The 13126-nt window shown below is 67.3% G+C and carries 10 protein-coding genes and 1 pseudogene; 9 read left to right on the top strand and 2 right to left on the bottom strand.

Annotated features, from left to right (window positions below; genetic code table 11):
* The first annotated feature begins 61 nt into the window (after positions 1–61).
* The gene (locus ABD243_RS18325) at positions 62–568 is read left to right on the top strand and encodes a TspO/MBR family protein (protein WP_344368087.1); all 507 of its coding nucleotides are present in this window, start codon (positions 62–64) and stop codon (positions 566–568) included.
* 9 nt (positions 569–577) lie between these two features.
* Here ABD243_RS18325 and ABD243_RS18320 read toward each other — a convergent pair.
* Positions 578–2321 (bottom strand): annotated as a pseudogene (locus ABD243_RS18320) (long-chain-fatty-acid--CoA ligase).
* 345 nt (positions 2322–2666) lie between these two features.
* Between ABD243_RS18320 and ABD243_RS18315 the strand changes: the two are divergent.
* The 7 genes from ABD243_RS18315 (at position 2667) to ABD243_RS18285 (ending at position 9649) form a co-directional block, all read left to right on the top strand.
* The gene (locus tag ABD243_RS18315) at positions 2667–4049 is read left to right on the top strand and encodes an MBL fold metallo-hydrolase RNA specificity domain-containing protein (protein ID WP_344367782.1); all 1383 of its coding nucleotides are present in this window, start codon (positions 2667–2669) and stop codon (positions 4047–4049) included.
* Positions 4046–5362 (top strand): erythromycin esterase family protein, encoded by a 1317-nt coding sequence (locus ABD243_RS18310; protein ID WP_344367780.1) that lies wholly within the window; start codon positions 4046–4048, stop codon positions 5360–5362. The genes ABD243_RS18315 and ABD243_RS18310 overlap by 4 nt, the downstream gene beginning before the upstream one ends.
* A 294-nt stretch (positions 5363–5656) precedes the next feature.
* Positions 5657–6526 carry a universal stress protein gene (locus ABD243_RS18305; protein WP_344367778.1) on the top strand — a complete coding sequence of 290 codons (870 nt, stop codon included), beginning with the start codon at positions 5657–5659 and terminating at the stop codon, positions 6524–6526.
* 97 nt (positions 6527–6623) lie between these two features.
* A complete protein-coding gene (locus tag ABD243_RS18300; protein ID WP_344367777.1) occupies positions 6624–7310 on the top strand; it encodes a hypothetical protein in 687 nt (228 codons plus the stop codon).
* Positions 7311–7584: 274 nt separating this feature from the next.
* Positions 7585–8790: an inorganic phosphate transporter gene (locus ABD243_RS18295; RefSeq protein ID WP_344367776.1), complete on the top strand. Its 1206-nt coding sequence runs from the start codon at positions 7585–7587 to the stop codon at positions 8788–8790.
* On the top strand, positions 8787–9008 hold the full coding sequence (locus ABD243_RS18290) for a hypothetical protein (protein ID WP_344367775.1): 222 nt from the start codon (positions 8787–8789) through the stop codon (positions 9006–9008). The genes ABD243_RS18295 and ABD243_RS18290 overlap by 4 nt, the downstream gene beginning before the upstream one ends.
* Positions 9009–9100: 92 nt before the next feature.
* Positions 9101–9649: a dihydrofolate reductase family protein gene (locus ABD243_RS18285; RefSeq protein WP_344367774.1), complete on the top strand. Its 549-nt coding sequence runs from the start codon at positions 9101–9103 to the stop codon at positions 9647–9649.
* A gap of 63 nt (positions 9650–9712) precedes the next feature.
* Here the strand turns inward: ABD243_RS18285 and ABD243_RS18280 are convergent, their stop codons facing one another.
* Entirely contained in the window at positions 9713–10177 is a 465-nt protein-coding gene (locus tag ABD243_RS18280; RefSeq protein WP_344367773.1) for a hotdog fold thioesterase, read from the bottom strand.
* Between ABD243_RS18280 and polA the strand changes: the two genes are divergently transcribed.
* Complete coding sequence (polA, locus tag ABD243_RS18275; protein ID WP_344367772.1) at positions 10176–13082, top strand: DNA polymerase I; 2907 nt, start codon at positions 10176–10178, stop codon at positions 13080–13082. The two genes, ABD243_RS18280 and polA, sit on opposite strands and share 2 nt — an antisense overlap.
* Positions 13083–13126 lie beyond the last annotated feature (44 nt).

Below are 13126 nucleotides of genomic sequence, written 5' to 3'. Positions count from 1 at the left end.
CGTAGCATGTGCGGTAGGCGCATCCGGCACCGACGGGAACAAAGGAGTAGCCGTGAAACTGATGACGGTGGTGTGGACGGCGGCAGCGACAGCCGCGACAGCGGCGGCCGGCGGCGTCGCGACAGATCCGGCCAGCCCGTGGTACCGGCAGCTGCGCAAACCGGACTGGCAGCCGCCCGCCGTCGCCTTTCCAGTGGTGTGGACCGCACTCTACGCTGACCTCGCCGTGAGTTCCGCCGTCGCCCTGGACAGCCACGACACCACGGACGCCGCCGGCGTTAAGGCCAGGCGGCAGGAGATCGCCGCCTACCGGGGCGCCTTGGCCGCCAACCTCGTCCTCAATGCGACGTGGAGCTGGCTCTTCTGGCGTGCCCGCCGGCCGTGGCTCGCGGCGGCGGAGTGCGCCGTCCTGACGGTAAGCAGCGCCGATCTCGTCCGCCGGACCTACCACGTGAACCGCGGTGCCGGAGTGTCCCTGGCCCCCTACGCCCTCTGGTGCGGATTCGCCACCGTCTTGTCAACGGCAATCGCGCGGCTCAATCCCGGCGGGCGCAGCCGGGAGCAGTAATCCGTCGGCTCAGCGGCCGGCCATGAGCGCGTCCCGGATTTCGCGGCGCAGGACCTTGCCGATCAGCGAGCGCGGCAGTTCATCCACCATGGCAACCCGGCGCGGCACCTTGTAGGCGGCCAGATTCTCGCGTGCGAAAGCCAGGAGCGCCTCCGGATCGACGCCGGGTCCTGCGGCGGGGACGACGGCGGCGACCACGTCTTCGCCGCCGCCGGGGCGCGGCAGGCCCACCACGCACACTTCCAGGATGCCGGGGTATTCGGCGAGGACGTCCTCCACTTCCGGGGGGGGGGGAGACATTGAAGCCTCCAGTGATGATCAGCTCCTTGATCCGGTCCCGGACCGTCACGAACCCGTCCTTGTCCGCCGAGACAATGTCCCCCGTGCGGAACCAGCCGCCTTCCAGGAGTGATTCCTCGGTCTCCTGCGGGCGGTTCCAGTAGCCGGCAAAAACCTGCGGGCCCCGGACCAGGAGCTCGCCTTCCTCACCGGGGGCGCGGTCCAGCAGGACGTTCCGCGGGTCCACCACCCGGATGTCGGTCAGGGGAAACGGGACCCCCACTGTTCCCGGTTTCCGGCTGGGACCGAAGGGGTTGCCCAGCGCGATGGGCGAGGTTTCCGTCAACCCGTAGCCCTCAATCAGGTAGCCGCCGGTTGCCCTCTCCCACGTCTCCACTGTCGCCGTGGGCAGGTTCATCGCCCCCGAGATGGAAAACCGGATGCTGTCCAGCGCAATGCCGCGCTCGGCCGCGGCGGCGGCGATGCGGTCGTAGATCGGCGGCACCGCCGGCAGGAACGTGGCCGGCGATTTCTTGTAGGCCTTCAGCACAAGGTCAACGTCGAACTTGGGGAACAGCACCAGCCTCGCGCCGATGCTCAGGGCAAACGTCATGCACAGCGTGAGCCCGTAGGCGTGGAACATCGGCAGCACCGCGTAGACGGTCTCCCGGCCGTCCTTGAGCCCGGGCACCCACGCGCGGCCCTGCGCGGCATTGGCCTGCAGATTGGCATGGGTGAGCATGGCGCCCTTGGGCTGGCCCGTGGTGCCGCTTGTGTACTGGATGACGGCGAGGTCGCCGGCGGCCGGACGCGGATGCTTCTTCTTCAGCTCGCCGGCGGCCAGGAGCTCCTTCCACGGGAGTACCGTCCGGTGTGCCGGCGCCGCCGCTTGCCAGGGCGTGTGTCTGCCGGCGGCCAGTGAGGCCCGGGCCACGCGGGCAGCGGGTACCGGGAGCCGGAGCGCCATCCGCTGGAGCAGTGGCATCGCCGGAATCAGCTCAACCGAGACAATGGTCTGCAGCCCGACGTCGGCGGGCAGCTGCCGGACCTTCTCCACCGCCTTGTCCCAGACCACGGCGACGGTGGCGCCGTGGTCCTCGAACTGATGACGGAGCTCGCGGTCGGTATACAAGGGATTGTGTTCGACGACGACGGCGCCCAGCCGCAGCGCCGCATGGAACGCGATGATGTGCTGCGGGCAGTTCGGCAGGACCAGCGCCACCCGGTCGCCGGCCCTGACGCCGAGTTTCTTCAGGCCCGCAGCCGCCCTGCTGATGGCGGTCCCGAGTTCGCGGTAGCTGGTGCGTGCCCCGAAGAATTCCAGCGCTGTCTTCCGTCCATAACGCCGAACGGAGGAGTCCATGAGGTCGACCAGGGACCCCGCGGGGAGTTTGAGGTCGATAGGAACACCGGGGCCGTAGTGGCGGGTCCAGGGGCGGTCGGGATGCTCGGGCCCCGCGGATCGTCTGCTCATGGTGTGTCCTTGCCACTGGGCTGCGCCGGGTTGCCGGCCGTCGGGCCCGGCAGGACCCGTCAGGAAATCCTATCGGGGCAGCACCGGTCCGGGAGTACGGGTCCGGGAGTACCGGACCGGAAGTACCGGACTGCGCGACAGCCGCGGCGGCGCGGGCAGTGAGGTGACTTTCGGCCCTTGGCACCCGGCAGGCCCGGGCGGAAGCTGGGGCGTACACCGCGAGCGGCAGGTCCGCGCATCTTTGTAGGTTCGTGCATTTTTGTAGGTCTGCGCAGTGAACAGGTCTGCACAGTGCACAGGTCTGCGCGGTCCACAGAGCCACGGGTAGAGGTCCACGGGAGCACCATGAAACACCAACAGCCGAGCCTGAAGTTCCTTGGTGCCACCGACACCGTCACCGGGTCCCGCTACCTGATCGACGCCGGCGGCCGGCGCGTACTGGTGGACTGCGGGCTCTTCCAGGGCTACAAGCGCAGCCGCGAGCGCAACCGGGCGCCCTTCCCGGTGCCGCCGCAGTCCATCGACGCCGTGGTGCTGACTCATGCGCACCTGGACCACACCGGCTACGTCCCGGCCCTGGTCCGGGACGGATTCGGCGGCCCGGTCTACGCCACGGACGGCACCACCGATCTATGCAAACTCATCCTCCCGGACAGCGGCCACCTGCAGGAGGAAGAGGCCAGGTATGCCTCACAGCGGGGATCGACCGCGCACGATCCCGCGATCCCGCTCTACACGGCCGCCGACGCCGTAGCGTCCCTCAACAGATTCAAAATCCGGGATTTTGACGATCCCCTTGACCTCGGCGGTGGCATGGAGCTGACGTTCGTGCCGGCCGGACACATCCTCGGCGCCGCCCAGGTCCACGTCCGGCTAGGCTCCCAATCCGTGCACTTCACCGGAGACCTGGGCCGCGCCGATGACCCCTTCATGTACCCGCCGCGCCCGCTCGGCGAAACGGGGATCCTGGTGACCGAATCAACCTACGGCAACCGGAAACACTCCACGGAGGATCCGGAGAAGCAACTGGGGGAGATCATCAACCGCGTTGCGAAGCGCGGCGGCGTCATCATGTTCGCCGCGTTCGCCGTCGGCCGGGCTGAAACGCTCATGCTGTACCTGTCCCGGCTCCTGCGCAAGGGCGCGATTCCGCGCATCCCGGTGTACCTGAACAGCCCCATGGCCATCGACGCCTCCGAAATGTACCAGCGCCACCCCGAGGAACACCGGCTCAAGCGCGAGGAATACGTGGACATGTACAAGCTGGCCAAGGTCACCCGCACCGTGGACGAGTCCAAGCTCCTGAACCTGCGCGGCGGCCCCATGATCATCATCTCGGCCAGCGGCATGCTGACCGGCGGCCGGATCCTGCACCACGTCGCGGCGTACGGCCCGGACCCGAAAAACGCCGTCATCCTCAGCGGCTACCAGGCAGGAGGCACGCGGGGGGCCACCCTGGCCGCCGGCGAACGGGAGCTGCGCATCTACGGGGAGGACGTCAAGATCCGGGCCGAAGTGATCCAAATGGAAAGCTTGTCCGCGCACGCCGACGCCGACGGCATCATCGCGTGGATGAAAGCGGCAGCGAAGGAGCCCCGCATGACCTACATCACGCACGGCGACCCCGATGCGTCCGATGCCCTGCGCATCAGGATCAAGCGCGAACTCGGCTGGCGGGCCCGGGTACCCGAGCATCTGGAGTCGATCGACATTGAGGATCCGCGATGAATCCGGTTGCCGTCACGCGCACCTCCGTGCTGAAGGAGATCCATGATCTCGCCCGGCCGCTGAAAAACGACCGGGACCTCAACGGCCTGGTGCGGCGGGCCGCCGACTGCCGTTTCGTCGCCATCGGCGAGGCGTCCCATGGCACCCACGAGTTCTACACCTGGCGCGACACCCTCAGCAGGCGTCTCATCGCCGAGGAGGGGTACAACTGGATCGGGGTGGAAGGAGACTGGCCGGACTGCTGGCGGATCAACCGGTGGGTCCGCGGCCAGGACGGCAAGGAGCAGGGAGTGCACGCCCTGCTGGCCGGTTTCGAACGCTGGCCAACCTGGATGTGGGCCAACGAAGAAATCGCGGCGTTCCTGGACTGGCTGCGCACCTGGAACGCGGGGCGCCCCATGGACAAGCGCGTGGGCTTCTACGGCCTGGACGTCTACTCGCTCTGGGATTCGCTGCGCGAAATCATCGGTTGGCTGCAGGAAAACGTCCCGGACGCCGTGCCCGCCGCCATGCGCGCCTGGCAATGCTTCCTCCCGCACCACGAGGACCCGCACCAGTACGCGTGGAGCACGCGGCTGGTCCCGCAGTCCTGCGAGGCCGACGTCGTGGCCCTCCTGACCGAGGTCAGGAACCGGGTCTTCAGCCCCGGCCCCCACGACGAGGACGCCTTCGACGCCGTCCAGAACGCCGAGGTCGCGGCCAACGCCGAGCACTACTACCGCATCATGGTCCGCGGCGACCGGCAGTCCTGGAACGTCCGCGACCACCATATGGCGGACACCATCGACCGCGTCAGCCGGCACCTCGGGCCGGCGTCGAAGGGCCTGATCTGGGAGCACAACACGCATGTCGGGGATGCGCGGGCCACCGACATGGCAAAGGACGGCCTGGTCAACGTCGGGCAACTGCTACGGGAACGCCACGCGGGCGAGGGCGTGCTCCTGGTCGGTTTCGCCGGGCACCGGGGTTCCGTGATCGCCGCCGATGCATGGGGCCGCCCGGAGCGCATCCTCACGGTGCCGGAAGCACGTCCGGGCAGCCACGAGGACTTCCTGCATCAGGCCCTCGGCGTGCCATCCGTGCTGGAGTTCGGTGACGACAGGACCGGGCCGTGGCTTTCGACGTGGCTCGGACACCGGGCGATCGGCGTCGTGTACCACCCGGAGCGGGAGGCGGGGAACTACGTTCCGACCCGGATGGGGGAACGGTACGACGCTCTCATCTGGCTCGAACACACGGCGGCACTGCGTCCCGTGCACCATGAGGGGCCGCCCCGCGAACCGGAATTGGAAACGGAGCCCACTGGTTTCTAGGCCGTGCAATTAGGCCGCGCAACAGGCCCGCTGGCGGGTCCACCTGCAGATCCACTTGCGGGTCCGCAGCGCGGCGCGGGGCCTTAAGGCCCTAACCCGGCCCATGACGGGCGCGGGAGACTGAAGGTGCCAGCCGGCTGTCGGCACTGCCGCCCGATCATGCACTACAGGCACCACCCAACGCAGATGTTTGGCGGTGCAGCTAACAAGCAGTGCAGGGATCATGTGCTCTATAGACAATGCGGTGTGTGGCTGCCGGTTCAGATCACGCGATGGAGAAGAGCAGGATTCAGAATGAGCAAAGCAATCGTCGTCGGTATCAACGGGTCTGCGGGCAGCGACGCCGCCTTGACGTGGGCCCTTCAGCGGGCGGCCCGGGACAAGCTTCCGGTCATCGCCCTCCACGCGGTCGATGACCGCTGGATGTCCCCTGATTTCCAGTACCACGAGCTCATCCGCGAATCGGGGATGGAACTGCTTGAGAAGGCGAAGGCGAGCGCCAGCGAGCAGTCCCCTGGCGTCGAGGTGGACATCCAGCTCCGCCACGGCAGCGGGGGATCGGTGCTGCGGGATATCTCCAAAGAAGCAGCCATGATCGTCGTGGGCGGCCATGAAAAACATCACCTCGACGGCGGCCCCGTGACGGACCGCGCCCTGCAGGTCGTCGCCGCCTCGGACTGTCCGGTGGCGGTCATCCCCGCAAAGCCTGGCGCCGGGGCCAAGGGCGTCGTGGTCGGCGTGGACGGTTCCGAGGAGTCGCTGCAGGCCGTCGCAGTTGCCGCCGCGGAAGCTGACCTCGGCGGAGACGAGCTCACCGTGGTCCTCGCGTTCAAGACCCCCGCCCGGTGGGTCGAGAAGCAGCTACCGTCCAGCGGCCTCGCCGAGAGCATGGTCGAAGAGAACCGGATCGTGCTCGCCGAGTCGGTGGCCGGGCTCGGCGACAAATACCCCGACCTTGTGGTCCATCAGCGACTCGAGACGGACACCCAGCCGGCGAAGGCCCTCGTGGACACCGCCGCGGACGCCAGGGTGCTGGTGATCGGAAGCCGCGGCCGCGGCGGGCTCTCCCGCACGGTGCTCGGCTCCACGGCGCACGCCGTCCTGCTGAACGTTCCGTGCCCCACCATCGTCACGCGGGTGCACAAGGTCAAGCACGGGGACTGACGCCCGGCAAGTCCTTGCAACCCGATGAGTACCGGCCGGAAAGCCCCCTCTGCGGAGGGGGCTTTCCGCCGCCGCCGACGGATGGGAGGATGTTGCCGTGGACCCCTTCTACAATTTCGTCTCGCACTTTTGGTGGCTCGTCTTTCCCATGAGCGGACTGATGGGCGGGTGGGCCCGGTCCTGGTCCAAAGCCACTGAACGCCGGCACCGGCGCCGGATGGAGCTCTACACAATCAAGAACCAGGCCGCGCAGGCGGAACAGGCCAGCCAGGCCCAGGTCCTGGCCCTCATGAATGCGCACGACGCCGTGAACAGGCGCTGGCTCGACTACGAACTCGACGTCGGGAAGCTGATCGACTACCCGGTCATGACCGATGTCCGGGAGCCGCTCACGGTGGCTTTCCTGCGGGCCAAGCGTGAGGCCGACGGTCTGCGGCCCGCCGCCCCCGGTGAGCTCAGGACTGCGGCCCGTTTGGCGGAGTACCGGGCCGCCGTCACCAGTTTCGAGATCGCCTTCGATGTCGCGGAACGCGAAGCCAAGCGGATCAGGGACAGCAAATTCACCGGCCCGGAACGCCAGCGTCTCGAGACTGCCCGGAAGCTCCTGAGGATCGCCTCGGACGCCGCGGCGACTCCTGCCGAACGGCAGACGGCCTACAGGCGCGCACGCCGTGAACTCGACGGGCTCATCGTGCTGCCGGAGGCCACGCTCGCCGCGCTCGAGGACAAGATTGCCTCAATGCTCGACGCCGGTCCGGCGCCTGAGGCGCGCCGGTCCGTCTAAGCAGCACCGCTGACGGGACAGTGCTCCCGGTCCACCTCTCTGTGACGAGGATCGCCTCGCTGCCCTGAAGTCCGGATTCCTCAGGGAAGGGCGGAATTTAGGGTCTTCCGGCATGTTTTGCGCTGCCGTCTTTCCCACGTACCATCGATAAGGTTTCAAGCTGCGTTCGTGGCCACTGAGCATTCATCCGGATAGGCATGAGATGATTGTTTGTGGCCATGCGGCACCGGGGAAGTGGAACTGCTGACCGTGGACACTGCAGATTGGGCAACAGGTGGAAATCACCGTAATGGTGGCGCTAGTAGTATCGCTGGCGCTGTTCTTCGACTTCACCAACGGATTTCATGACACCGCGAACGCCATGGCTACCCCCATCGCGACCGGTGCCATCAAACCCAGGACTGCAGTCGCCCTGGCGGCGGTGCTGAACCTCGTGGGGGCGTTCCTCTCCACGGAAGTAGCCAAGACCGTTTCCGGCGGCATCATCAAAGAGGGCTCCGACGGGGTCGCGATCACGCCGGACATCATCTTCGCCGGGCTGATGGGCGCCATTCTCTGGAACATGATCACCTGGCTGAAGGGACTGCCGTCCAGTTCCTCGCACGCGCTCTTCGGCGGCCTGATCGGTGCCGCGATCGCCGGCATCGGCATCCACTCGATCAACTTCGAATCGATCCTGCAGAAGGTCATCCTTCCCGCGGTCTTCGCCCCGATCATCGCAGGCGGCGCGGCCTATCTGTGCACGCGGCTGGCTTATGCCTTGACGTCACGCCATGACCCGGAAACCGGCGACAAGCTGACCCAGAAGCGCGGCGGATTCCGGACCGGCCAGATCTTTACGTCCAGCCTCGTGGCACTGGCCCATGGAACCAATGACGCCCAGAAGACCATGGGCATCATCACCCTCGTCCTGATCTCGGCCGGCGCGCAGCCTGCCGGCTCCGGACCGCAGTGGTGGGTTATCACCGCCTGCGCCCTCGCCATCGCGATCGGCACCTACGCCGGCGGCTGGCGGATCATCCGCACCATGGGCTCGGGCCTCACCGAAGTGAAGCCGGCCCAAGGTTTCTCCGCCGAGGCCAGCACCGCCTCAGCCATTCTGGCCTCGTCGCACCTGGGCTTTGCCCTGTCCACCACCCAGGTGGCCTCCGGCTCCGTCATCGGCTCGGGCATGGGACGCCGCGGCACCACCGTCCGGTGGGGAACCGCCGGCCGGATTGCCCTCGGCTGGCTCTTCACGCTCCCGGCGGCCGGTATCGTAGGCGCCCTCACGGCTCTGCTCGTGCAGACCGGCGTCGTCGGAGTCATCATCGCGGCCGCCGCCGGCACCGCCGCCGTGGCGTACATGTTCGTGCATTCGCGGAAATCCCAGGTGGGCCACCACAACGCCGTCGAGATCGAAGAAATGGGCCAGGCCGTGCAGTTCCGCAAGAAGAAGTCTGCCGCCAAGGCGATCAAGAACGGGGATGCCCAGCGATGAAGTGGTTGGAACTGTTCAGCGTGGCCGGGGCCACGCTTGTGGCTGCGGTCACAGTCGTAGTCCTCTATTCCCTCGGCGTCCGGCTCACGGCCATCGCGGGGGATGTCCGGAACGAGCCGGCGTCGTGGACCCGCCCCCTCGCTTACACGTGCTTCGCCCTGTGCGGCGCCGCCGTCCTCTTCGGGCTTTATCTGATCATTCCCTACTTCCACAAGTAGTCCGCCGTCCTCACGCGGGCCGCTGCAGCACCCTCTCTCGGTGGCGCGACCCGGGGATGGGAACCCGGCGCCGCATTGGCTAGGCTGGGGCCATGGTGAGCTTCCAGTACTTCGTGGCGTCCTCACTCGACGGCTTTATCGCCACGGATGACGACAACCTGGCATGGCTGCTTCAGTTTGACGGCTTTGAGGGCGGCCAGGACAGCTACGACGCGTTCCTGGCCGACGTCGGCTGCATCGTCATGGGCGGTGAGACGTACGCGTGGCTCCTGGAGCACGAACCGGGTACCTGGCCCTATCCGGACACGCCCTGCTGGGTCTTCACCCACCACGAGCACTCCGCCCCGAAGGGCGCCAACGTGACGTTCGTCCGCGGGGCCGTCCGCGAGTTCGTGGACGACCTCAAGGATGAGGCCGCCGGCCGGAACATCTGGGTGGTCGGCGGGGGAGTCCTCGCCGCGCAATTCGCGGACGCCGGGCTGCTCGACGAACTGATTCTCTCGGTCATTCCCGTAGTGCTGGGAGGCGGCAAGCAACTGCTGCCCATGACCGGCCCGACGCCGCCGCTGGAGCTCGCCGCGTCCCGGACCATGGGCCGCGGCATCGTGGAGTTGCGCTACCGCTTCCCGGGCAGGAGCTAGCAGGCCCCATCCGGCGCGACGGCCCGGCCCTCCTGCCCATCCCACCGGCGCCCCGGTGAACTCCTACCCTGCGATATCGCGGAGGAGGTTCGTGATCCGGGCCGTGGAGAGCCGGCGGCCGTGCTCGTCCGTGATGACGATCTCGTGGGTCGTGAGGGTCCGGCCGAGGTGAATGGCCGTGCACGTCCCGGTGACGGTTCCAGCGGAGATCGCCCGGTGATGCGTGGCCCCGACCTCGATCCCGAGCGCCTGCCGGTTCGGTCCCGCGTGCAGGCCGGCCGCGAAAGACCCCAAGGTCTCGGCCAGGACCACGTGGGCCCCGCCGTGCAGGATCCCGGCCACCTGGGTGTTCCCCTCCACCGGCATGGTGGCCACGGTCCGCTCCGGACTCATTTCAAGGAAGTGGATCCCCATCTTCACCACGAGGGCGCCGACGCCGTACTGGCCCAGCCAATCGTGCATGTCCTCGGGAACTCCGGCCGCCGCAAGCTCGGCCGCGTAGGGGGCCGGCGTGAAATTGTCCATCATGGGAACTAGGCTGGCACCTGTGAGTGAAACTACCAAACCGGCCCCTTCCCCCGCGACCGAGCCTTCCACAGACGCCGGCGCAGATGCTGTCGCTGCCACGGACGCAGCCACAGCCTCTGTCCTGGTGGCCGAGCCGCCCGTCGCCGAAGCCGCAACGCCCGCCAGGAAGGCGCGACGCGTCGGGACCGAGGTCTCCGCGACCCAGGCACCGGTGGTGCCCCTCACGGATCAGCCCCGGCTTCTGGTCCTCGACGGCCACTCGATGGCCTTCCGCGCTTTCTATGCCCTGCCGGCCGAAAACTTCGCCACTTCCAGCGGCCAGCACACCAATGCCGTCCACGGCTTCACGTCCATGCTGATCAACCTCATCAAGGAACAGAACCCTACGCACGTCGCCGTGGCTTTTGACGTCTCCGACGACACCACGTTCCGCAAGGCCGAGTACGACGGCTACAAGGCCGGGCGCAACGAGACCCCCCGCGAGTTCAGCGGCCAGATCGACCTCATTGAAAAAGTGATGACCGCCTGGGGCATCAAGACCATCAAGATGCCCGGCTTCGAAGCCGACGACATCCTCGCCACCCTCGCCGCCAAGGGCGATGAGGCCGGCTTCGAGGTCCTGCTCGTCTCCGGCGACCGGGACACCTTCCAGCTCATCACCGAGAACGTCTTCGTCCTCTACCCGAAGCAGGGCGTCACCAACATCCCCCGGATGGACGCCGAAGCAATCGAGGCCAAGTACTTCGTCTCGCCGCCGCGCTATTCGGACCTCGCCGCGCTCGTCGGGGAAACCGCGGACAACCTTCCCGGCGTCCCCGGCGTCGGGCCCAAGACCGCCGCGAAGTGGATCAACCAGTACGGCGGCCTCGAGGGCATCCTGGAAAACCTCGACTCGATCGGCGGGAAGGTCGGCGACGCCCTCCGCGAGCACGTCGAATCGGTCAAACGGAACCGCCGGCTCAACCGGCTCCTGACCGACCTCGAGCTCCCCGTGTCCCTCCACGACCTTGAGGAACCGCGCCCGGACCATGACGCGATCGAGGAAATTTTCGACCGCCTCGAATTCAAGACGCTCCGCACCCGGCTTTTCGCCCTCTACGGCAACGAGCCCGTCGAAGGCGAACCGGACAGCATCGAGGTTCCCGAGTTCTCGACCCTCACGTCCGCGGCGGAGCTGCGGACCTTCTTCCACGCCGGGACGGGGCTCCGGTCCGCCCTCGCCGTCGAATTCGCGCCCGGCAGGATCGTGGACGACGCTTCAGCCCTTGCCGTGGTCCGCAAGGACGCGGCCGGGTACATCGAGCTCACCGGTCTGGATGCCGAGGCCGACGCCGTGCTGGCCGGCTGGCTCCGGGATCCCGGCGCCCCGAAAGTCATCCACGGGTTCAAGCCGGCGCTCAAGGCCTTCACCTCCCGAGGGCTCGGCCTGGACGGCGTGGTGGACGACACCGCGATCTCCGGCTACCTCATCCAGCCGGACCGGCGCAGTTACGAACTCGCCGAACTCGCCCAGCACCATCTCAAGATGACCGTATCCACCGAGGCTGCCAAGACTGGCCAACTGGAACTCGCCTTCGGCGGCGAGGACGACGGCGCCGCGGCCGGCGCGCTGGTCCAGCAGGCCGCCGTCGTGCACGCCCTGAGCCACCACTTCGAAACGGAACTGAAGACCCGCAAGGCCCAGGAGCTTCTGACGAGCCTTGAACTGCCCGTCAGCCGGGTCCTGGCGCAGATGGAGCTCACCGGGATCGCGGTCTCCATGGAGCGCATGGACGAACAGCTCGCCGACCTCGCCAAGGTGATCGATAACGCCCAGGAACAGGCTTTCGCTGCCATCGGCCACGAGGTCAACCTCGGTTCGCCCAAGCAGCTGCAGACGGTGCTGTTCGAGGAGCTCGGCCTGCCCAAGACGAAGAAGATCAAGTCCGGGTACACCACCGATGCCGCGTCGCTCAAGACGCTACTGGAGAAAACCGGCCATGAATTCCTCGTCCAGCTGATGGCCCACCGCGAGTCCTCGAAGCTGCGTCAAATGGTGGAAAGCCTCAAGAAGTCCGTGGCCGACGACGGCCGGATCCACACCACGTATGCGCAGAATGTGGCCGCCACCGGCCGTATCTCCTCCAACAACCCGAACCTGCAGAACATCCCGGTCCGGAGCGAGGAGGGCCGGCGCGTCCGCAGCATCTTCGTGGTGACCGAGGGCTATGACTGCCTCCTGTCCGCGGACTACTCGCAGATCGAGATGCGGATCATGGCGCACCTTTCCGGCGATCCCGGCCTCATCCAGGCGTACAAGGAGGGTGAGGACCTGCACCGGTACGTCGGTTCGCACATCTTCCACGTGCCGCCGTCCGAGGTCACCAGCGCCATGCGCTCCAAGGTCAAGGCCATGTCCTACGGCCTGGCTTACGGGCTGACGTCCTTCGGGCTTTCCAAGCAGCTGGAAATCTCCGTGGACGAGGCCCGGACGTTGATGAAGGAATACTTCGAACGCTTCGGCGCTGTTCGGGATTATCTCCGCGGCGTGGTGGACCAGGCCCGGATCGACGGCTACACGGCCACGATCGAGGGCCGCCGCCGCTACCTGCCGGACCTGACCAGCACGGACCGGCAGCTGCGGGAAATCGCCGAGCGGGTGGCCTTGAACTCGCCCATCCAGGGGTCCGCGGCGGACATCATCAAACGTGCCATGCTGGGCGTCTCCGGCGCGCTGGCGGACCAGGGCCTGAAATCGCGGATGCTGCTCCAGGTCCATGATGAACTGGTGCTCGAAGTCGCCAAGGGTGAACGCGAGGCGGTTGAGAAGCTCGTGACCGAGCAAATGGGCTCGGCCGCGGATCTCAGCGTTCCGTTGGACGTCCAGATTGGCATCGGGTCCAGCTGGCACGAGGCGGGGCACTAACGGTTCACCGGTTCCGGCAGGGTGTCGTTCCGGCACGTTTTCGT

The organism is Arthrobacter humicola (genome assembly GCF_039531445.1).
In the GTDB taxonomy this organism is placed as follows: Bacteria; Actinomycetota; Actinomycetes; order Actinomycetales; family Micrococcaceae; genus Arthrobacter; species Arthrobacter humicola.
The sequence above is the reverse complement of the archived record's forward strand: the minus strand, read 5'-3'. Positions and strand labels throughout refer to the sequence as shown.